Source organism: Streptomyces sp. Ru71 (assembly GCF_002920535.1).
Taxonomy (GTDB): domain Bacteria; phylum Actinomycetota; class Actinomycetes; order Streptomycetales; family Streptomycetaceae; genus Streptomyces.
In genome coordinates this window covers 1-18,402 of the sequence record NZ_PQSS01000065.1, presented here as the reverse complement: position 1 = coordinate 18,402, position 18,402 = coordinate 1, and the positions used below count along the sequence as shown (strand labels likewise).

The 18,402-nt window shown below is 69.8% G+C and carries 23 protein-coding genes; 9 read left to right on the top strand and 14 right to left on the bottom strand.

The window, feature by feature from the left end:
* The first annotated feature begins 19 nt into the window (after window positions 1-19).
* From C3489_RS28965 to C3489_RS28935, 7 genes are all read left to right on the top strand, one after another.
* Complete coding sequence (locus C3489_RS28965) at window positions 20-226, top strand: hypothetical protein (protein WP_103785038.1); 207 nt, start codon at window positions 20-22, stop codon at window positions 224-226.
* Between the two features lie 78 nt (window positions 227-304).
* Window positions 305-511, top strand: a complete 207-nt coding sequence (locus C3489_RS28960) for a hypothetical protein (RefSeq protein WP_103785037.1) — start codon at window positions 305-307, stop codon at window positions 509-511.
* On the top strand, window positions 508-888 hold the full coding sequence (locus C3489_RS28955; RefSeq protein WP_146075365.1) for a DUF6415 family natural product biosynthesis protein: 381 nt from the start codon (window positions 508-510) through the stop codon (window positions 886-888). Before C3489_RS28960 ends, C3489_RS28955 begins: the two co-directional genes overlap by 4 nt.
* A gap of 320 nt (window positions 889-1,208) precedes the next feature.
* Complete coding sequence (gene tgmA, locus C3489_RS28950; RefSeq protein ID WP_103785058.1) at window positions 1,209-1,505, top strand: putative ATP-grasp-modified RiPP; 297 nt, start codon at window positions 1,209-1,211, stop codon at window positions 1,503-1,505.
* A complete protein-coding gene (gene tgmB, locus C3489_RS28945; protein ID WP_103785035.1) occupies window positions 1,505-2,470 on the top strand; it encodes an ATP-grasp ribosomal peptide maturase in 966 nt (321 codons plus the stop codon). Before tgmA ends, tgmB begins: the two co-directional genes overlap by 1 nt.
* A complete protein-coding gene (locus C3489_RS28940) occupies window positions 2,470-3,603 on the top strand; it encodes a methyltransferase domain-containing protein (RefSeq protein ID WP_103785034.1) in 1,134 nt (377 codons plus the stop codon). Before tgmB ends, C3489_RS28940 begins: the two co-directional genes overlap by 1 nt.
* A gap of 72 nt (window positions 3,604-3,675) precedes the next feature.
* A complete protein-coding gene (locus C3489_RS28935; protein ID WP_103785033.1) occupies window positions 3,676-4,008 on the top strand; it encodes a DUF6087 family protein in 333 nt (110 codons plus the stop codon).
* Between the two features lie 72 nt (window positions 4,009-4,080).
* On the opposite strand, the gene C3489_RS40085 is transcribed toward C3489_RS28935, so the two are convergent.
* From C3489_RS40085 to C3489_RS28915, 5 genes are all read right to left on the bottom strand, one after another.
* Window positions 4,081-4,290 carry a helix-turn-helix transcriptional regulator gene (locus C3489_RS40085; RefSeq protein WP_107499755.1) on the bottom strand — a complete coding sequence of 70 codons (210 nt, stop codon included), beginning with the start codon at window positions 4,288-4,290 and terminating at the stop codon, window positions 4,081-4,083.
* A 97-nt stretch (window positions 4,291-4,387) separates the two neighbouring features.
* On the bottom strand, window positions 4,388-4,654 hold the full coding sequence (locus C3489_RS28930; protein WP_103785032.1) for a hypothetical protein: 267 nt from the start codon (window positions 4,652-4,654) through the stop codon (window positions 4,388-4,390).
* Between the two features lie 69 nt (window positions 4,655-4,723).
* Window positions 4,724-4,963 carry a hypothetical protein gene (locus C3489_RS28925; RefSeq protein WP_103785031.1) on the bottom strand — a complete coding sequence of 80 codons (240 nt, stop codon included), beginning with the start codon at window positions 4,961-4,963 and terminating at the stop codon, window positions 4,724-4,726.
* A gap of 63 nt (window positions 4,964-5,026) precedes the next feature.
* On the bottom strand, window positions 5,027-5,164 hold the full coding sequence (locus tag C3489_RS39620; protein WP_258055001.1) for a hypothetical protein: 138 nt from the start codon (window positions 5,162-5,164) through the stop codon (window positions 5,027-5,029).
* Window positions 5,165-5,793: 629 nt separating this feature from the next.
* Window positions 5,794-6,351: an SMI1/KNR4 family protein gene (locus C3489_RS28915; RefSeq protein ID WP_258055000.1), complete on the bottom strand. Its 558-nt coding sequence runs from the start codon at window positions 6,349-6,351 to the stop codon at window positions 5,794-5,796.
* A 450-nt stretch (window positions 6,352-6,801) separates the two neighbouring features.
* Here C3489_RS28915 and C3489_RS28910 point away from each other — a divergent pair, with 450 nt between their 5' ends.
* Window positions 6,802-7,395 carry a hypothetical protein gene (locus C3489_RS28910; protein WP_103785029.1) on the top strand — a complete coding sequence of 198 codons (594 nt, stop codon included), beginning with the start codon at window positions 6,802-6,804 and terminating at the stop codon, window positions 7,393-7,395.
* Between the two features lie 262 nt (window positions 7,396-7,657).
* On the opposite strand, the gene C3489_RS28900 is transcribed toward C3489_RS28910, so the two are convergent.
* Window positions 7,658-8,737, bottom strand: a complete 1,080-nt coding sequence (locus C3489_RS28900) for a calcium-binding protein (RefSeq protein ID WP_181139894.1) — start codon at window positions 8,735-8,737, stop codon at window positions 7,658-7,660.
* A 532-nt stretch (window positions 8,738-9,269) separates the two neighbouring features.
* On the opposite strand from C3489_RS28900, the gene C3489_RS28890 reads away from it, so the two are divergent.
* Window positions 9,270-9,509: a hypothetical protein gene (locus C3489_RS28890; RefSeq protein WP_103785026.1), complete on the top strand. Its 240-nt coding sequence runs from the start codon at window positions 9,270-9,272 to the stop codon at window positions 9,507-9,509.
* A 120-nt stretch (window positions 9,510-9,629) separates the two neighbouring features.
* Here C3489_RS28890 and C3489_RS28885 read toward each other — a convergent pair whose 3' ends face one another.
* The 8 genes from C3489_RS28885 to C3489_RS28840 form a co-directional block, all read right to left on the bottom strand.
* On the bottom strand, window positions 9,630-9,989 hold the full coding sequence (locus C3489_RS28885) for an ASCH domain-containing protein (protein WP_103785025.1): 360 nt from the start codon (window positions 9,987-9,989) through the stop codon (window positions 9,630-9,632).
* Window positions 9,986-11,101, bottom strand: coding sequence for a hypothetical protein (locus C3489_RS28880; RefSeq protein WP_103785057.1), 1,116 nt, complete (start codon window positions 11,099-11,101; stop codon window positions 9,986-9,988). Before C3489_RS28880 ends, C3489_RS28885 begins: the two co-directional genes overlap by 4 nt.
* 638 nt (window positions 11,102-11,739) lie before the next feature.
* Window positions 11,740-12,180: a hypothetical protein gene (locus C3489_RS28870; protein WP_103785024.1), complete on the bottom strand. Its 441-nt coding sequence runs from the start codon at window positions 12,178-12,180 to the stop codon at window positions 11,740-11,742.
* A 55-nt stretch (window positions 12,181-12,235) separates the two neighbouring features.
* On the bottom strand, window positions 12,236-13,462 hold the full coding sequence (locus tag C3489_RS28865; protein ID WP_103785023.1) for a helix-turn-helix domain-containing protein: 1,227 nt from the start codon (window positions 13,460-13,462) through the stop codon (window positions 12,236-12,238).
* A 1,016-nt stretch (window positions 13,463-14,478) separates the two neighbouring features.
* Complete coding sequence (locus C3489_RS28855; RefSeq protein ID WP_103785022.1) at window positions 14,479-14,961, bottom strand: hypothetical protein; 483 nt, start codon at window positions 14,959-14,961, stop codon at window positions 14,479-14,481.
* Window positions 14,962-15,263: 302 nt separating this feature from the next.
* A complete protein-coding gene (locus tag C3489_RS28850) occupies window positions 15,264-16,442 on the bottom strand; it encodes a DUF932 domain-containing protein (RefSeq protein ID WP_103785021.1) in 1,179 nt (392 codons plus the stop codon).
* Between the two features lie 116 nt (window positions 16,443-16,558).
* Window positions 16,559-17,116 carry a hypothetical protein gene (locus C3489_RS28845; protein ID WP_103785020.1) on the bottom strand — a complete coding sequence of 186 codons (558 nt, stop codon included), beginning with the start codon at window positions 17,114-17,116 and terminating at the stop codon, window positions 16,559-16,561.
* Between the two features lie 65 nt (window positions 17,117-17,181).
* Window positions 17,182-17,550 carry a hypothetical protein gene (locus C3489_RS28840; RefSeq protein ID WP_103785019.1) on the bottom strand — a complete coding sequence of 123 codons (369 nt, stop codon included), beginning with the start codon at window positions 17,548-17,550 and terminating at the stop codon, window positions 17,182-17,184.
* Window positions 17,551-18,402: the final 852 nt, after the last annotated feature.

Sequence of the window (18,402 nt, the reverse complement as noted above, 5' to 3'; positions counted from 1 at the left end):
CACGCGTAGGAAGCAGCAGATGGGGGACGCGGTGCCCGACACACAGCTTGCGCCCACCGTCATCGATGGGCGGCTGAGCATCGCCCGGCTGCACGGTGAAGCCTGCTTCGACTGTGGGGCAGTGAACAAGACCCTGCGCGCCGCCGGTCACGTCGTGCTGCGCGGCAGCGATCGCGTGTGGCAGATCGTCACATGCGGCTGCCGCGCAAGGAAAACACCGGCGTGACCGCCACAACCCCGGCAGACCCCGGCGACCGCTCGCGACGGCCCCGGGGCGTGGCCAACGCTACGTAGGAGCGTCGACATGACGAACGGTACCTGTCCCAGCCAGGACTGCTCACCCGGATCGAAGATGACGATCCGGGTCTACACGGTGGACCGCTACGGCACCGTCACCCAGGACCGTGGCAAGGTCAGCGTGCTGCCCGCACAGGAGCCGCCGCCGGCCACGTCCGCCTTCCCCCCGTGCGCGTGCCCGCGCTGCCGCGGCGGACAGGCGGCCGCCCGGTGAACACCGTTATCGAGAGCAGCAACGCAACCGCCCCTGCGGACATCGCCACGATGCGCGAGACAGCGACGCTGCTGCTCGGCCCGGAAAACGGTCGTGAGATGCCGCCGCCGGCGCCCGACGATCTGGAGACGCTGACCGCCCTGCTCCGCGGCCACCTGCAGCTGCTGATCCCTCTGGTGGAAGCCAGGGCCGCACGACAGCCGGAGGACAGCATCGCGCGCTACTGCGCGCTCGCCTGCGTCGGTGAGGCCCGGCGCAAGCTGAGCGAACAGGCAAGCCCCCGCTACGGGGGTGAGGCCGGTCACGCCCGGCGCCTGGCTCGCGTGCTGCGCGCCCTGTGTGACCACTACGAGGCCAGGGGCCACGCACAGCGATGAAGACGATCACTGGTCTGCTCGTGTACGTGGCGGCTGTGACTGCCCAGGTCCTCGCCCTGGTGCTGGCGCGGACGTCCAGCTAGCGCACGCCCAGGGCGGTCGCAGGGTCAGGGCCGCACCGCAGAAACGCCCCTCCCGTCAGCGGACCGCAGGACCCGGCGGGAGGGGTCGCAAGACACCCGCCCCAAGCCCCAACCCTGGACAGGTCGAGCCTTGGGGCGGGTCTTTTCCCTGAAACACAGCCACTGCCAGAGGTTCTGGACGGCATCCGGCCTGGTCTGCTCGCGCTGGATGCCGCACGACACCGAATGGAGAAGATCATGACGACAGCTTTGCAGCGGGACGCGTTCCCGCTCACCCCGCCCGAAGGCCGTACCCCGTTCAGCGCGGAGGCGCCGTCGGAGCCGGCGACCCGGCCGTGGGCGCTGCGGTTCGCCCGCGTCCCCGACTCCACCAACGCCGTCCGTATCCCGGCGCACGTCTACGACCACGGTCGGCAGGTCAACGTTTGCGACGACGGCGGCCTGCTCACCTGCATGGCCAACACGCACACGCCGACGGTGCCGGGCGGGTCGACGACGAACCCGCCGCCGCTGGACGAGGGGCCGAAGGACTGATGGCCGCGCCCGTCCTCATCGTTGCCGCCGCCGACGACTGGCCCACCGATCGGGTCGTCGTCGAGCTGGAGGAGCGCGGAGCAGAGGTGTTCCGCATGGACACCGCCGACTTCCCGCTGCGGCTGGCCCTGTCTGGCCGCATCGGCCAGGAGGACGCGTGGACGGGCGATCTCACCACCGATCACCGGACGGTGGAGCTGTCCCGGGTGGGCGCGGTGTACTACCGCGCCCCCAGAGCGTTCCAGTTCCCCGAGGGGATGTCCGGCCCGGAGGAGAGATTCGCCGCCGCTCAGGCCCGCGCCGGCCTTGGCGGTGTCCTGTCCGCACTGGAGTGCCGGTGGGTGAACCACCCGACCGCGATGGCGCGAGCGGAGTACAAGCCCGTGCAGCTCGCCGCCGCGCGTTCGGTCGGGCTGACCATCCCCGACACCCTGATCACCAACCGGCCCGACGACGTCCTCGCGTTCGCCGTCGACACCGGCCGGCCGCTGGTGTGCAAGCCGGTCGCCTCGCCCGTCCTCATCGAGGACGGGCAGCTCAAGTCCGTCTACACGCGCCGCCTGACCCCGGAGGATCTGCGCGACCTGGACGGCATCAGCACCACCGCCCACCTGTTCCAGACCTGGATTCCCAAGGCGTACGAGGTGCGCCTGACCGTGGTCGGGACGCGGATGTTCGCGGCCGCTATCCACGCCGGCAGCGAGGCCGCCCACGAGGACTGGCGCAGCGACTACGCCTCCCTCACCTACGAGATCACCACGGTGCCCCGGCCCGTCCGCCGCGCGATGCTGCGGCTGATGGACGTGCTCCGACTCCGGTACGGCGCGGCAGACTTCATCGTGGACCCCGAGGGGCAGTGGACGTTCCTGGAGGTCAACCCGTGCGGACAGTGGGACTGGATCCAGGTGGCGACCGGCCTGCCGATGGTCGAGGCGATAGCCGACGAGCTGCAAGGAGGCTCCTGATGGACTGGAAACCGCGCGCGGCCGCGCTCGCCGAGCAGGTCTCGTATCCGGGCTCGGGCTGGTGGGCGGCGCTGCGGGAGACGCCCCGGCACCTGCTCGTGCCGCGCTGGCTTCATCCCGGCCCGCGCGGGTGGTCGGTCGTGGACGGCCCGGCCGACGAGGAGGCGTGGGCGACCGCGGCCTACTCCGACGCCACCCTGGTCACCCGGGTCGGGGACGTGCACGCCGACCATGCCGGCGTCGGCCAGGTGGTCACCGGCCTGCCCACGTCCTCGTCGACACTTCCCAGTCTGGTCGTTGCGATGCTGCGGCACGGCCGGCTCACTGCCGGGCTGCGGCTCCTCGACCTGGCCACCGGCTCCGGGTACAGCGCGGCCCTGGCCTGCCACCGGCTCGGTGACGACCTGGTGACCACGCTGGACGTCGATCCGTACCTGACCGAGGCGGCCGCCGAGCGCCTGGACCGGATCGGTTGGCACCCCACCGTTGTCACCGCGGACGCTGGCCGCAGCGAACTGCCGGGCGTGTTCGACCGGATCGTGTCCATGGTGTCCGTGTCGCGCATCCCTGCCGCGTGGCTGGCAGCGCTCGCGCCGGGCGGGCGCCTGGTGACGACCCTGGCGGGGACCGGCCTGATCGTCACTGCCGACAAGAGGGAGGACGGAGGGGCGAGCGGGCGGGTGGAGTGGGATCGGGCGTCGTTCATGGTCACGCGCGCCGGTGACGACTACCCGCCCGGCCTGGACGACCTGTTCACCACGGCGTGTCAGGAGGACGGTGAGGTGTCCTCCTCGCCGTTCCCCGTCCTGGACGTCATGCGGGCGTGGGAGGTGTGGTCGATGCTCTCTCTGACGGCCCCCGGCATCGAGCACCGCACCGGCACCGCCGACGACGGCAGCCGCCTCACGTGGATGCTGCATCCCGACGGCTCCTGGGCCCGGGCGCGCACAGAGCCCGGCGACCGGCACACCACCGTGCACCAGGGCGGCCCGCGCCGCCTGTACGACCTCCTGGAACAGATTCGATGGCGGTGGCTGGAGCACGGCGAACTGCCTGTGTACGGGGCGAAGGTCACCATCACCCCCGATGGCGAGACGACGCTGTCGCGCGGCGGGTGGACGGCCACGCTGTGAGGCCGGTGGGCGCTTCCGGCCCGCGGGGCGGGCGCGGCACACTGGACGGACTCGACGAGGGAGGGACACGGGATGGACGACGAGCCCCTTGAGCAGTGGGCGGCACGCCGCGAGCAGCGTCGGCCGGCGCCCGGGGAGCGGCGGGCCATGCCGCTCGGCGACGACTCTGAGCGCGGTTCCCACGTTGGGCCCGACGCGCCGCGCGGCATCCAGGAGTGGGACGGCCACCAGTGGGCACCGGCCGGGATTGCCGAGGACTTCACCACCGCCGCGGCCGAGACGGGCGAGGACGCCATGGCGCGGGCCGAACGGGTTCCCCTGCCGAAGTTCGGCAAGCTGCCCGCGCGGCCTGAACCGTGGCGGCCGACCGAGGTCTTCCGCCGCCCCGCCCCGCCACGCTCCTGAAGCACCTCGGCAGCGCAACCCGGAACCGCCCCGCCCATCTGCCCCGTGGCAGATGGGCGGGGCATTTCCCGATCAGCGGGTGAGGACAAAGACGCGAGTTTCCAAGGCGTCGGCGATCCCCAACAGGTCACCGTAGCGCGGGTCGGTCTCGCCGGACTCGATGCGCTGGAGGTGACTGCGGCACAGCTCGGTGGCCTCGCAGAGCGACTCCTGCGTGTGGAGTGAAGCGATCCGCAGGTCAGCGATGCGTTCGCCGAGCTCCGACGCCGTTCGGTGATCCAGTCTGGAATGTCCGAGGCACTCGGCGGCCGACTGAAAACCATGGCCAGATGTCCGGCGGACATGAGCGTCTCCAGGCGGTCGTAGCTGGAACCTCCCATCACGGAGAGCATCTCGTCCAGCGAAGGCTCCAGGCGTATGCGTACCGGCGCAGGATCCGCGGCTCGGCGGCCGCTGGGCCGCTCTGGGCGGCGTCGAGCCTCTCTACGGCCGCGATGACGCCGGTCGGTCGCAGGCCAACTCCGGCGCCGCGGCCTCGGCGGCCGGACCGGCCGAGCACGTACCCGTGCAGATTGACCACGCTCTGGTGGGCCGCGTGCTCGATGACGGTGTACCGGACGGGCGGCTGGCGGCGGCGTCGGGGCATGACGGAACTCCATCTGTGCAGGGGACCTGCGGGATCGGGGGCGGATGGCCGGCTGGAGAGGGGCGCCAGTCAGGCGGTGGGCAGAAAGGCGTAGGAGGAGAGGACGTAGTGGCCCAGTTCCCGCAGGGTGTCGGCGGTGAGTTCCACAGCTGCGGGGCTGTTGTCGGTCGGTCGGGTGAACGCCTCGATTTCGCTGTTCCAGGCGAATCCCTGGGCTGTGAGGGTCTCCTCTGTGCCGGGTGAGAGGTCGTCTGAGGACCTGGGGGCGGCGACCAGTCCGTGAGCGGGGTCGAGTACGACGAGGAACACCGGGTCTCCTTCCGGCGCGGGCCGCCCGCGCGGGGCGGCCCGCAGGTCAGGGCGTACGGCTGGTCAGTGGGTGACGGTGATGGTGTAGTCGGCATCCAGGGCGGCGAGCGCGGCACGGATGGCGGCGCGGGTCTCCGGGCTTGGCACCGAGTGGGGGAAGTCCAGGGCGTGCACGGCGTCGTCCAGGTCGAGGTCACTCATCGGCAGCGTGTAACCGCTGCGGTAAAGGGCGACGGCGGTTGCGGTGGCGGCGCGGCTGCGGTTGTAGGCGATGGCTTCCTCGGCAGTGACGTCGGTGCTGAGCGCTTCGCGAGCGGCGGGCGATAGCGCTGCGATGCCGGCGCTGAAACGGCGGGCGGTATCGGAAGCGCCGATCGCAGCGCGCGGCGCAGCGTTAGAAGCATGGCAACTCCTGGGGCTGGAAGGAGCAAGGGGCCGCCATGCTGTGAGGGAGGTGACGACCCCGCTTCATTGCTAATAATAGTGTGAGTATTGTGAGTGCGAACCCACCCCCTGACCTGCAAAAACGGGTGAATTGCGGTGCTTGCAGACCATGATGCGCGCCATGGCCGACGACCGACGCGGCGGGCGTTCTGGCGCGGCAGATGGGGCGGCGGGTGTCGAGCGATACAACTTCGCCCCGGCCGCCCAGCTCTCTCTGGACTCTTGCCTCAACCTGGCTGCGGTCGGCCCGCAATCCACAGCGGCGGCGACGACGGGAGTGCGGACATCCGCCCGGAGTGGTGAATCCCGCGAGCGGCAAGTAGGGAGCCGTGAGCATGCCGGGGACGACGGCGCCTGCACCAACGGGACGAAGCGTTGCTGTTTCGCTATGCGCCAGACGACAGCCGACCCGCGGCCTGCTCCCACGGCTGAGGCTCGACCACGTCGCCCCCGTCGAAGGCGTCCTCCTCGAACCAGCCCGTCCCCGCGAGCCATATCTCCAGCCACGCTGCGAGGCTGGCGGAGTCGAGGAACCAACACTCATCCCACGATCCGCCGCTATACGGGCTCGGCTCGAAGAGCAGGACCTGACCGTCGTCACTGAGGCAATCAACGCCTGCATACATGCCACAGCCCCAGGTCAGGATCGGTACGACGCCTTCGGGCCACTCCGGGTGCTCCACTCCAACCGACGCCTCACGTCGCGTCAGGTATTCGCCAACGACGCTGGAGCCCGGACCAAGCAGTGGCAGCAGTCGGTAGTCAGGGCCGAAGCCGCCGTCAGCAACCTCGCGATACAGGCGCGCAAGTAGGGGATGCAGCGCGAAGCCCAGTTGCCTCTCGGCTTCCGCGATCTGGGCGTTGTCGACGGGCGCGGGAAGGTCCTTGCTGTCCGATGCGGCCCGGGTGGCAACGCGTTGCACGAGGTCATCAATGTCGGTCATGGCCGTGATGCTGCCAGAGCCCACTGACATGTCGGCGCCCAGATCCGCCGGGCAGACAGGTAGGCGACAGGAAGTTCAGAGAAGAAGGACGCGTGCGTTGTCGCGGACGGAGCGAGCCCTGCGGCTAAGCCGGTCCTGGACATCTGGAGCGGAAGCACGGCCTAGACCGGGGCCAGCGTCACGGCCATCACCAGGTGGTACTGGCTACGTGTCCCAGGCACGCACCCCAGCCCGGCCGCGGGCTCACGCCGTCGCGACCTCGGCCGCCGACGGCGCCGCCTTCCTCGCGGCCGGCTGGTCGGTCTGCCCGATCACGTGATCCGCGAAGTTGTGACCGACGGAGAGAACCGCCCATACCGCCTAGAAGGTCGCCAGGGTCGCGATCTGCTCAATGGAGGTCATCGGGGGTACTCCTGCCGCCGCCAGGAGACCGTGGTCCACAATCAACGCATGGACGTCCCCGAGCTGCTGGAAGCCGCCTCCCTGCTGGTCCCCGCAGAGATCGCCACCGAGAACGACATCACGATCAACGATGTCTGGGACTACCTCGCCCACGACGAGTGGGAGACGGCCTTTGGACTCCTGGAGGAACTCGGCGACGTCCACCCGCTTCCGCTCGACTTCTGGGAGAGCCTCGCCACGGCCGCCGGGCAGATGCGGATGGAGAGGAGCGCGGCCTGGTGCCACTGGCGCTGCTACGAATCTCGAAACGGGATCATCCGCGCCGATCTCACGCTTCGGCCGGCCAGCGAGAGCCGACGGCAGACTCCGTTCTCCGGAGCCGGTGTTCTGCGGCCGATGTGGAGCATCGGAAATCGAACACCAACCGGTGAGGAAGCCCTCAACATCGCACGCCTTTGGGTCGAGTTCACCCCCGCTCTGGGGCCTGGCGAGCGTTCCTCGGTGCGGCTTGCCCCCCTCGACCCCTCGCAGTGGCGACACCTCCAGCCCGGCCAAACGATCACGATGCATGAAGACCGGACCATCGGTGGCACGGCTGTCGTCCTGAAAGTCCAGGGGCCTACGGCCACGCCCGCCCGATAAGACCTGCCGCCCCTGGCTCCTGCCGTTGGTGCAGAGAAGATGCACGTCATGCGGTCCCGCTTCCACGTGGCCGGGCAGCGGCCGTCGCGGGCGGCCGGGCTGTACGCCTGGTCAGTGATCGTCGCGTCGGTGTACACGGCGCGGATCCGGTACCGGGGCGGAACGGACATGGCCCCCGGTGGTATGTCGACGAACGGACATGGCCCCCGGTGGTATGTCGACGCGCACCCCCCGGGGGCCCACGGGTTTTGCTGTGCTGCCGTTACGGGACGTTCGGGGTTGTCTCGCAGGACTGGGTGGCTCTGTCGGTGCCGGCCTCGCCGTCGCAGACGTCCGGGCCGTCGGCGCCGCCGTCGAGGTCGTCGTCGCCGGGGCCGGCGCGGAGGGTGTCGGCGCCGGCGTCGCCGCGCAGGTCGTCGCGGCCGCCGGCGGTGCCGACCGTCCTGGTGACGAAGAAGTCGGTGTTGTCCCCGAAGATCTGGTCGTTACCGCCGCCCCCCTCGATCCGGTCGGCGCTGGCCGAGCTGAGGTTGGCGTCGACCACCGAACTCTCGCCGACCAGCAGGTCCGGCCCGCCGGTGCCGATGATGTGGTCACGGCCTGAGCCCGTCGCGTAACCGCCGAACTCGTCATGGATGTTGTGGTCCCCGATAACGAACACACTGGCGCCGCCCGCGATCAGGGTGTCATCGCCGCCGTTGCCTTCGACGGTGCCGTCGGCGTCGCTGTCGCCGACCATGCGGTCGCTGGCGCCCGCTCCGCTGAAGAGCACGTCGTCGCCGGCGCCCTGGGCGGTGCCGTGAAGGGCCCGGGAGTCGCCGCCCATGTCGTCGGTGCCGTCGCCGCCGTCGAGGTAGTCGCGCCCGCCGTCGGACGCGTTGGTGCCGTAGCTGTCGCCGATCATGACGTCGGCGTCGTCGCCGCCGTACAGGCGGTCGTTCCCGCCGCCTGTGGCGTCTCCGCCGTCCACGGACCGACTGTCCCCGATCAGAGTGTCGGCCTCGTCGCCTCCGATCAGAAGGTCGTTGCCGCCGCCCGTGGTGTTGCTTTGAACGCCGAAGGTATCGCCGACCAGCTCGTCGGAGCCCGTGCCGCCGTCGAGCTGGTCGTTGCCGAGTCCGCCGCTGACGACGTCGGTGCCACCGAGGCTGCAGATCCGGTCGTTCCCGCCCAAGCCGTGGATGATGTCATCGCCTGAGGTCCCGATGATCACGTCCGCGCCGCTGGTCCCGTTCGTCGTCACGCCGGGCGTGGTGATGACGATCGTGGCCGGGCGGCCCAGGCAGGTCGGCGCCGCCGCGCCCGCGTCCGTCGCGCCGAGACCGAGGACGCCTCCGAGCACGAGCGCCCCCGCAAACCCGCTCGCGGCGGCACGACGGAGCCGCTTCCTGGCTCCGGTTCCCTGACGACTGCTCATCATCCTTCTGCCTTTCGGTCGGCACGGTCGTCCGTGCAGACCGATGCCCCTGCGGGGCGCGGCCAGCAACGACGCGGGCTCGCAGTGCAACCGGATGGCGGCGCGAAGCAGCCCGGACGGATCCTCCGATCCGTCCAGCCGTGCCTGTCATGTGTCAGTGGTTGCGGGGGAAGCCCAGGTCCACGTCCGCCGGGGGCCTTGGACGGGTCGGGCCAGCGGGTGGTGACGACGTTGCCGCGGGTGTAGAAGTGCGTGTCGTCGTTGCCGTGGATGGGGTGGTCGCCGACGACCACCACACTGTCGCCGACTGCGGTCAGGGTGTCGTCGCCGCCGTTGCCCTCGATGACGCAGGTCGAGCAGGAAACCCTCCTCGCCGGCAGGAACACACCCACGCCGTCCGCGGCCGAGCGGGCCTTCAAAACGGCTCGGCCGTGTCGCCAAAGCCACGGTCGGTGTTGTGGCCACCACCCTCGCCTACGGGCCCGGCAGCGCGCATGTCGGCGCGAAGGTCACCACCGCCAGCCCGGAGCGGTTCCCCGGCGCGGAGGTGGAGCCCCGTCGCGAGCTGGAACTGGGTGGGGCGCCGATCGTGAAGACGCTCACCCTGGGTGGCGAGGAGCAGCAGCGGGCGGGGACCACGATCGCCTATGACGAGGCGGAAGGGCCGGTGACCGAGACCGCCCCAGCGGCAAGGTGACCACCACCGGATCGTCACCACCGGCAAGGATGGCCGCACCGTTAGGACCCGTCAGTAGTTTTACGACGACAAGAGCGGGCGCCTCACCGCCCTTTTGGGAGCGAGGGCGGCGCGGCGGGCTCACTGCGGCAGGAGTTCGATCTCGATGGCGAGCGCGCCGAGCGCTTCCTTCTCCGCCGGGTAGATCTCGCGGATGTTGGTGAGCTGCTGCTCGCGGGAGGAGGCCGGGTTTACGTTCGCCGGACCCTCCCCGTCGAGCAGCTCCTCGAAGGTCTTGTACTCCGTGACGCGCTTCACCAGGACGTCACACGTCTCGTCCGTGCCCTTGATGCGGAAGCGGATGACGTTCCCGGCGGCCAGGTCTTTGAGGTGGGGATATTTCACCCGCACTTCGATCGTCTTCTGGCCAGCGGCGACAAGGTCGAAGTACCGGCGGTAGAGGTTCAGTTCGTGGACGCGCGCGGCGGCAGTTTCCGTCATCGGGCGGGAACGCTCCTAGCAGTTGCAGTGGACATGAGTCGGCCGAGTTCACCGGCCGAGTACGAGCGGAAGAAGTGGCGGGGGTCGGCGAGTAACACGTCCGTCAGACCGAGCAAGCGGTCGACGTACTCACCCAACGAGCCGGGCCACTCTCGGGTGTCGAGCATCCACGGGGCCGCCCCTTCCGGCAAGGGTGCGCGACCCTCGCGGATGAGGGACTTGGACAGCTTCGCGCCCGTGTCCGTGACCACCTGGGGGCAGAACAGCCGGGCGGGCAATTGCCCGGGGGTGAGGCCGACCGCCTGGAGGGCACCGTCGACGAGGATGCAGCCGGGCATCCAGTCGCTGCCCTTGACCATGACGTACAGCGTGCCGACCGCCCCGCTGATCATGAGTTCCTTGACCAGGTTCCGGTAGAGCGTGGCCAGGTCCAGGTAACCGCCGTCCGTCGGTTCGATGACCACCTCGTACTCGCCGTGGTGGAGGCACACGGCCGAGACCGTTGCCCGCTCGAAGCCGTCGTCCCGTACACGGGTGCGCTCGGCGTACTTCTCGGCCCACCCGCAACCCGGACGCGGGCAGGGGACACGGACATGCGGCACGCCGGACGACGGGGACAGGTACCAGCGGGCAGCGTCCATGCGCGGCAGCACCCGTAGCCAGGTGCGTCGGAAGTGCGGGGCCGCTTGCTGCTGGGTATACGTCTCGACCGAGAACGGCACCTTCAGCCGCTCGGAGAGCGCGGTGAACAGCGGCCGGTAGAGCTTGTCGATCTGCTCGGCGATGCCGGCTGCGCCGAAGGCGTGAGCGTAGGCGCGCTGGTAGCGGTGGCCGCTCTCTTTGTCGGTGATGATGGCGTACGGGGCGTTGTCCAGTGCGCCGAGCTGTACAACGGCCGGGACGCCGAACCGGTCGCGGATGCGGGCCGCGGTGGCGAAGGTGAGCGACTGGACCAGGGACGTTCCGATGTGCGGGGCTCCGTTGATCTGCGTTCCCACCACGAACACGATCCGCTCGGGTTCCGCGTTGACGATGTGCGGCCTGAGCAGGTCTTCCGCACTCGTGAGCGCGTTGGCGAGCACGGTGTTCGGCGATACGGGATAGGTGGTCACCGCGTCTTCCCCTCGGTAGATGGGCAGGAAAGCGCCGCAGAGCGGCGGGTGTGGTTGGGCGGTCGAGTGGTGGACCCGCCCCCGCGCCGGGAGGGAACCAGGAAAAGCCCGGGGGCGGGAGTCATCGGAAGGTGCGCCGCCCCGTGGTCTTCGGTGGCGGCCCGTCCCCTCCGGGCAGTGGGGTGGGCACCGGGCGGGGACGGGAGCTTGCGGGGGCGCTGGTCGACGGGTGGGCAGCGGATACACGCCCAGGGAGTACCGGGCGTCGGAGTCCGTCACGGTGAACATGAATGCCCGGCCCGTGGCAAGGGAGCGCAACGCGTGCTCGTAGGCGCGGTCATCGTCTGCCCACGCACGCAGGTCTGCGTCAGGGCGAGGAACGTCTGGGCCAGCGGCAGTGAGGGGCGCGTCTCGGAGGTACAGGGCGTCAGGGGCCGGGGACAGCAGCCGGGCGAGGTGGTGAGCTTCCGCGCGGAGCCAGCGGGCGGCGAGGCGCGGGGAGCGGCCACGGTAGGTGGCGAGCAGCACCTCGCGGGAGCCGCTGAGGTCGTGGGCGGTCGCCTCACAGCGGAAGGCTATTGGCGACCGCATTGGGGCACGTGCAAAGGCCGGCGGGGCGAGCGTCAGCACGGCCGGGCTCACCGCGCGTGCTCCCGTGCCGATTCCTTCGCGGCGATGAGCTGTGTGAACTGGATGGAGTACAGCTCAACCTGCGTCGGGGTGAGCACGAGCACTGTCTCGCAGGTGCCGCCGTCTTCGTAGTGGACGGTTACGGGCAGCGCGGCCTGCCGGGCGCGGTGATCGTAGATGGCGTCTCGACGCATCGGCGTGACGTGCGTGACCGGGACGGGCACGGGGCGCAGGGTGGTTCCGTCCGACTTGGCCCGCCAGTCTTCGCCCCCACCCGGCGGGCGCAGGTGGTACGACGCCGAGGTGTCGCTCGGCAGGGCGACGCATACGCCGATCTTCCCGCCCTTGGCGAGGTCGAGCGCCAAGTCGCCGAGGCGGGGGTGGAACGGGGCGCCAGCGCTTAACGCAGCGCCATGAGCGGGAAGTTGCTTCGCGGTTCGTTCGGCCATGCCCCGAAGCTAGAAATGTCTCCGGGGCCCAATATGAACCGTAGGAATACGACCCTCACCCGTCGAGGTGAAAGCGGTCTGACATGCGACGCAGCTTCTCGCGGGTGCTCGCCCGTTCGGCGTACACGATGCTGCGCAGGGTTGACCGGGCGATGGGGTGGTTGCGTACGAGCTGGGGGGCGATGCGCTCAGCCTTCTCCAATTCCTTCAGCGCCTTGTCGCGGTTCCCGTCCCACAGCCAGGCCCGCGCCAGGTCCATGTGATGGTGTCCCTGACGAGAGTTGGGAAGCGACTCGATCACTTCCTTGCTCGTGCGCCGGTTTATCGACAGCGCCTCGCGTTGCTCGTGCATTTCCAGGGCGACGCTGATCGCGTGGATCTGCACGTTACCCGGCGAGAAGGTGAGGCTGTGGCGGTCGTAGACCGGAGGGCCGGCGGTCTCCATCCGCTTGGCGGCAGCCCGTGCGTGCTTGATCCGGTCTTTCGCTTCGGCCTTGCGACCACCCCGCGCAGCCGAGACAGCCGCACGCAGTTGCAGGGACCCCCACGCCCGCACGGCCAGCGGCTCACCGCGGTCGTATTCCTGCTGCACGCTTCGGAGCGCTCGGTCAGCCAGGGCCATGGCGTCATCCCAGTCCGCCGTGGCCCACATGTCCCACATACGCATCCAGTCGGCGACGGCAGGTATGACCGGGTCGCCCGACAGCCGCGCGGACCAAGCGGCCCGTTCACATGCCATGGCGACCAGCTCAGGGTGACCCAGGGCGTGCGCGGACGTGTGAGCGAACTTGCAGCACACCGCGTAGATCGCGTACGCCTCTTCCCGCTCGTGGCCCGTGGCGACTTCGGCCAGGGCGCGCGTCTCGCGGAAGAGATCGGGGAGTACCTCCATGATGGCCGTATTGGCCGCAGCATCGCGCAGGCGGTGCAGCCGAGTGGTTTCCTGCCACAGCTGACGAGCGGGCCGGGGTGTCCCGTCGAAGACGGGAGCGAGGTCGTAGCGGCGCAGTTCGCGCATGATCGCTGCGGCAGAGACCTGCCACTGGTTCTCGGCCGGAGAGCTGTTGTACGGCCGTCCGATCAAGTCGTTCGGATGTACGTGCAGCTCCGAGGCGATCAGGTTGAGCAGTCCGACGCGATCCAGTTCGATGAGTCCGCGTTCCATCTTGGACACCCAGCCCTGCGTCTTGCCCAGGGCGGTAGCGAGGTCGGCCTGAGTCATGCCCAGGCGGAGCCGGGCGCGGCGTACGCGGTCGCCGATCTCTTCGGCTTCCTCAAGCATCAGCGCGCCCCCCTGTAGGTGAGGCGCCGGCGATCCAGCAGGCTGCTAGGCATCGTGCTCCATCCGTCAAGGCTCTTAGCCTCGACGGTACCGAGACTGCGCATCGAGTGTGCAGTGGTATGGGTCGGGGAGCGCCCAAGGGGATGCAATCCGCGTCGGGGATCGGAGTGTGACAGCAACAACCGCAGCAGGGCGGGAGCGTCCCGCTGCCTGGGAAGGATCGCGGGCTGGTCGTCGTGCTGCGAGACATGGGCGGCGCAGGCGTGCAGGACGGCGGTGAGCGTCGTCGCCGTCTTCTCGGACGGTTGGTGTCCAGCGGCGGCCTCCATCTGCTACACCGAGACGTGGGGGCGGTGGGTGAAGTCGTCTTTGTGAAGGGTCAGGCTGCCGCGGTAGCCGCTGCTGCGGGAGAGCCGCGGCAGGTCCTCGTCGGGGGTGGTGGTCTCAAGGCGTTGACGGGGGCCCAGGCAGGCGCGCATTGCGGTGAACCGGTCCCAGTGGCGGGGGGTGGTGGGTGCCGGTGACGTGCACCGCGCCGCGGATTGCCCCACCCAACTCGAAGACGACTGTGTCGTGCTGGCGGGGGCCGGCGGTGGCGCGCACGGGGCCGGTGGGCGTGTCGATGGTCAGGTTCGGTGGTTCATGACTGCTGCTCCTCGGCGGTTGGTCGGTTGGGTGGGTTGGGGTCTGCCGCCCCGCGCTCGCCGAAGGGGAGGGTGCGAGCGTCGGGGCGGCAGTTCATCGGCCAGTGGCGGACTGGCCGGGTCGGCCGTTTCCGTCTCCCTGGGGGAGGGGAGGCGGGAACGGCGTCTGTGGGTTGGTTCTGGGGTGGCTTGTGGCGGCGCAGGTTGGCCTGTTTGGTCAGGGACACTTCCTTGCCGCACGGGCAGGCGCCGTAGCGGCGGCCGTGCAGGTGGAAGAACTTCGCGCCCGTGTTCGTGGCGTTGGCGGCGTGGATGGTCCCGGGGGGCGGGGTGGTGTTGGTGCAGTAGCCGTTGGCGGTGACGGCGGGCTTGTCAGCTACGGGGGCCGTCGGTGTCGGGGATCTGGGGCAGGACCGGCGCGTCGTAGACGTCCGGGCGTGCGGCGGGGACGTCTGGGCACGGGATGACGGCCTGCTGGAGTTCGGCTGTGTCCATGGGGTGCAGCCACCTGTTCCGTACGGTCCAGCCGCACGCGCGGGGGTGAGGCTCGGCGGCCGTGGTGGCGACCAGGACGGCGCTGCGTACGGTGCTGCCTTCCAGCGCGAACACCAGCAGCGTGCGCAGCGCGCAGAAGTCGTCCTCGTCCAGCACGGCCAGGCGCAGCGGGGCGGTGCCGACGCAGAGGTCGGCCTGAGCCCGGACGAACGTGTCGTCGGTGCGCTCGGCCACGAGGTTGATTGTGTGCTGGCCGTCGGCGAGTGCTTGGAGCAGGGCGGCAAGCGCGGTCAGGGTGCGGCTCATGGCGGTCGCTATGGCGGCGTCGGCGGGGCGGGTGAGCTCCGGGCGTGCGGGCATGCGGGTACTCCTTGCGGACGGGGGCGGTGGGCACCGGGGGCCGGCGTACGGGTCTCGTGGCGCGGCGGGGTTCTTGGGGGCGCCGCGGTCTGCTCCGCAGATGCGTCGCGCTGCCGCTGCGCGGCAGAGGGAGGGGCGGGCGCGCTCCGCGCTGGCCGGATGGGGGAGTGTTCCGCGCGCTGGGGCCGGGCGCGCACCCCCGGGCGGTCCGGGAGGGTGCCCGCCGGGTGCTTGGGCGGGGCGTGGGGCCCGTGCGGGCCGGGGCCAGGGGAGGGGGAGGTTCCCGGCCCGCACGGGGTCTGTCAGCCGTGGGCGGCGGCGGCCGTCAGGGCGGGCAGGGCGAGCGCTTCGAGGGCGGCGGCCTGGTCGGCGTCGGTGAGGGTCTGCGCGGTCGACGTGACGGCCTGCATCACGCCCCCGGCCGTCATCTGGCCGCCCCGCACGAAGTGCGAGAGGATCATGTCCTTGGCCTCGGCACCGATGCTGAGCGTCTTGGTGACGTGCTCGATGGTCTTCGTCGGCTCGGCCAGCGTCTTGGCGGCGGCGGCCTCCACCTGGCGAACCTTGGCCTCGACGTACTCGCGTGACAGGAAGGTGCGCACGGCGTCGGCGGTCTTGGAGGTTATCAGCTCCAGCGTCTTACGCTGGGTCTGCCCGGACCAGGACACAACGCCCTCGTCCTGCTTGCCGCCGAGGTGCACGGCGCGCATGACGTCCTTGGTCTCGGTCAGACCGTTGCGGCACACCTGGATGACGGCGCGCGGGGTGATGGTGTAAGCACCGGCGCCGACCTCGCTGTTGGTGATGACGAAACCGGCCGAGATCATCGGCAGTTCGTCGCCGCTGCGGCCGTCGAACGGGGAACGGTAGCCGCGCAGCAGCTCGCAGGCCTGGACGGCGACCGCTTCGGACTCCACACGCACATACATGCGCCGGTCGGTCAGGTCGCACCCCGTGACGCGGGTGGGGTGGCCGGACTGCCGCACCCCGTCCAGGGCGGCCAGCAGCATGTCGAAGTTGTCCATGAGCTTGTAACTGTCGGACAGCAGCGCGCGGGCCACGCCCTCGCCCGGCGGCACGCCGGGGCCGCTGTCGCCCCGGAACGCGCGGAGCATGAAACGGCGCTCCGGCTCCTCGCGCAGCCACGCGTTGACGTTCTCGTCCAGCAGCGGGACGTTCTCGGCGCGCATGCGGCGCAGGTAGGCGAGCGGAATACGGAGCTTGTCGGAGATCCCCTCGTCGGCCACGCCGGTGGGCCGGTAGATGCCGTCGACCTCTGTCACCCCGTCCTCGGTGATCAGGGACTCGATGCCCTCGACGTGCAGGTTGCCTTCCCGGAAGTGCAGGGCGGCGGCGGGGGCGATCACGTCGAGCTTGTGCCGGTTCTGGTCCTCCAGGATGCGGACCAGGTCGCAGAGGTCGGCGTTGCGGGCACCGGTGGGGGCCACGTTCGTGGCGCGCTCGGCGAACTGCTGAGTCATGCGGTGTTCTCCCCTTCGTGTTGGCTTCTGCGGTTCGGGGGCGGGGCCACCGCCCCCGAACAACTTCAATAATAGTGTGTTTCAGGGTTGTGTGAACCCACCCCTGACCAGCACACTCAGACCGTGGCGCGGTACTCCGGCAACGGCGTCAGGCTCGTACGCCGCACACGCGTGACCACAGGCACGACTGCCACGCCACGCATCTCACATAGGTCGTAGCGCAACTCCGGCTCCCCGCCGAACGGGTCCGCGTACGCGTGGATGGCGCACACCCAGTACGTCCCGTGCCGCTGTGTCAGGCTGCCGTGATAGTCGGCCTTCTGCCACAGCACCGGCCCAACGTGCTGCGGGTCCAGACTCCGCGCGACCGCGATCACCATCGGGTCCGCCATCCGCTGAGCCAACAGCAGGACGAACGCACGCGCGACCGTGGAACGGTCCACAGGGACACCGGCCATGGCCAACCCGGTGTGCCCGGTGCGTACCCCCAGAGCCCAACCCAGCTCGAAGAACGGCCGGACCATCTCCAACTGCTCCAACGGCACCCGCAACGCTTCCGGGTCACCCAAGCTACGCGCTAACTCCTTTAGCGCGTACGCCGCCTGCTCCTGCTCCGCCACCGTGAGCGGCACCCCGGCCTCTTCGGCCGGCTGCGCCATTCGTGTGCTCTCCATGGCTCCCATCCCCTTTGATGTCAGGTGGGTTGGGGGGCGCTCACCTTGAGCGCCCCCTGAGCGGATTACTTGAGGAATCCGCGCGAGCGGAGGAACTCGGCCGTCAGGTGCGCGACTCCCTGGGGCTTGTAGATCTGCGGGAATCGCCGCATTTCCACTTCCGTGCGGCCCTGCGCGTCGGGCTCGATGAATTCGTGAACGAGCCGGTACGGCTGGTCACCCATCGGCATTTCCAGCACCACCGGCCCAACCTTGGTGTCGAACCGGATTCCGGTGTAGCTGGCGTCGGAGTTGTGCACGACCTTCGCCCCTACGCGCTGGCAGATGAGTGGCAGGAAGTTGGCGATGGTGCGGGCCTGGATGGCAAGGCCACCCATGGGGACGTCCTGGCCACGTAACCGGCGCACGATGCCGTCAAGGATCTGGATTTCCACGTCTTCCCCTTCGTTGGACTTCTGCGGTTGTCGGGGTTCGCCTCCCCCAACACTTCAAATAATAGTGGCTGTGATGCGGGATAGGAAGCCCGTTGCACCTCGCGTTGCGTACGCGGTTTCGCCCGATGTTGCGTCAGGTGTTGCACTGGTGGTTGCGGCGACCTCGTGGCCGGCTTCTGCGTCCCTGCTGGTCAACGGCCTACAGACAGTTGGTCGGACAGCTGACAACCCCTCTGCTGCCACTTGCCCCGGCCCGGTTGGAGAATGAGTGAGGAATGGGGTGCGGTGTTGGTGACTGCTTCGGGGATAGGGGACGGGGCGGTGTTAGTTGCGCGTCGGCCCGAAGCCGCCGCGCGATGCCGTCGTGTGTGGCGTGTGTGCCTGTGAGGGGGTGGGCCGGGCCAGGCAGCTGCCCCGCTCTCCCTGTCCCTTGCTGCTCTCTCCTCCGCACTGCCCGGGCGGTCTGCTCCCCCCCTCCGGGCTCGTCCTACCAGGATGGGTGGGTCAGGCGGTGAAGTTCGGTGACGTTTTCGCGGTGAAGTTCGGTGACATCCACGCGACGGTTTCGGTGTCACGCCGGTGCAAAAGGGGCCGCGCAGGCGTCCAGGCGGGAACCGGGCTGAATTCCAGGTTCTGCGCAGTGCATCATTGATGCAGGGCTTGGCCTCCGACAATCTGCATCTGACATGACGCCAACCCACCCCGCCCCCGCTTACAGCCAGCCGCCCGCGTAGCGGGCCCCAGGGCCGGGAGCGTCAGCGGACGGACCCTCACACCCCGCAAGCGGGATGTGAAGCGGGATGTGAACTGAGCGAAGCACTAGTCGGAACGGGGGAGCGCAGCGGACTCGTT

Coding starts and splice junctions, on each gene's coding strand:
- C3489_RS28850 (WP_103785021.1), bottom strand. CDS start 16,442: ATGACTCAGCAGTTCGCCGAGCGCGCCACGAACGTGGCCCCCACCGGT.
- C3489_RS28855 (WP_103785022.1), bottom strand. CDS start 14,961: ATGCCCGCACGCCCGGAGCTCACCCGCCCCGCCGACGCCGCCATAGCG.
- C3489_RS28960 (WP_103785037.1), top strand. CDS start 305: ATGACGAACGGTACCTGTCCCAGCCAGGACTGCTCACCCGGATCGAAG.
- C3489_RS28845 (WP_103785020.1), bottom strand. CDS start 17,116: ATGGAGAGCACACGAATGGCGCAGCCGGCCGAAGAGGCCGGGGTGCCG.
- C3489_RS28935 (WP_103785033.1), top strand. CDS start 3,676: ATGGACGACGAGCCCCTTGAGCAGTGGGCGGCACGCCGCGAGCAGCGT.
- tgmA (WP_103785058.1), top strand. CDS start 1,209: ATGACGACAGCTTTGCAGCGGGACGCGTTCCCGCTCACCCCGCCCGAA.
- C3489_RS28885 (WP_103785025.1), bottom strand. CDS start 9,989: ATGACGGAAACTGCCGCCGCGCGCGTCCACGAACTGAACCTCTACCGC.
- C3489_RS28930 (WP_103785032.1), bottom strand. CDS start 4,654: ATGCCCCGACGCCGCCGCCAGCCGCCCGTCCGGTACACCGTCATCGAG.
- C3489_RS28910 (WP_103785029.1), top strand. CDS start 6,802: ATGGACGTCCCCGAGCTGCTGGAAGCCGCCTCCCTGCTGGTCCCCGCA.
- C3489_RS28865 (WP_103785023.1), bottom strand. CDS start 13,462: ATGCTTGAGGAAGCCGAAGAGATCGGCGACCGCGTACGCCGCGCCCGG.
- C3489_RS28870 (WP_103785024.1), bottom strand. CDS start 12,180: ATGGCCGAACGAACCGCGAAGCAACTTCCCGCTCATGGCGCTGCGTTA.
- C3489_RS39620 (WP_258055001.1), bottom strand. CDS start 5,164: ATGAGTGACCTCGACCTGGACGACGCCGTGCACGCCCTGGACTTCCCC.
- tgmB (WP_103785035.1), top strand. CDS start 1,505: ATGGCCGCGCCCGTCCTCATCGTTGCCGCCGCCGACGACTGGCCCACC.
- C3489_RS28940 (WP_103785034.1), top strand. CDS start 2,470: ATGGACTGGAAACCGCGCGCGGCCGCGCTCGCCGAGCAGGTCTCGTAT.
- C3489_RS28915 (WP_258055000.1), bottom strand. CDS start 6,351: ATGACCGACATTGATGACCTCGTGCAACGCGTTGCCACCCGGGCCGCA.
- C3489_RS28965 (WP_103785038.1), top strand. CDS start 20: ATGGGGGACGCGGTGCCCGACACACAGCTTGCGCCCACCGTCATCGAT.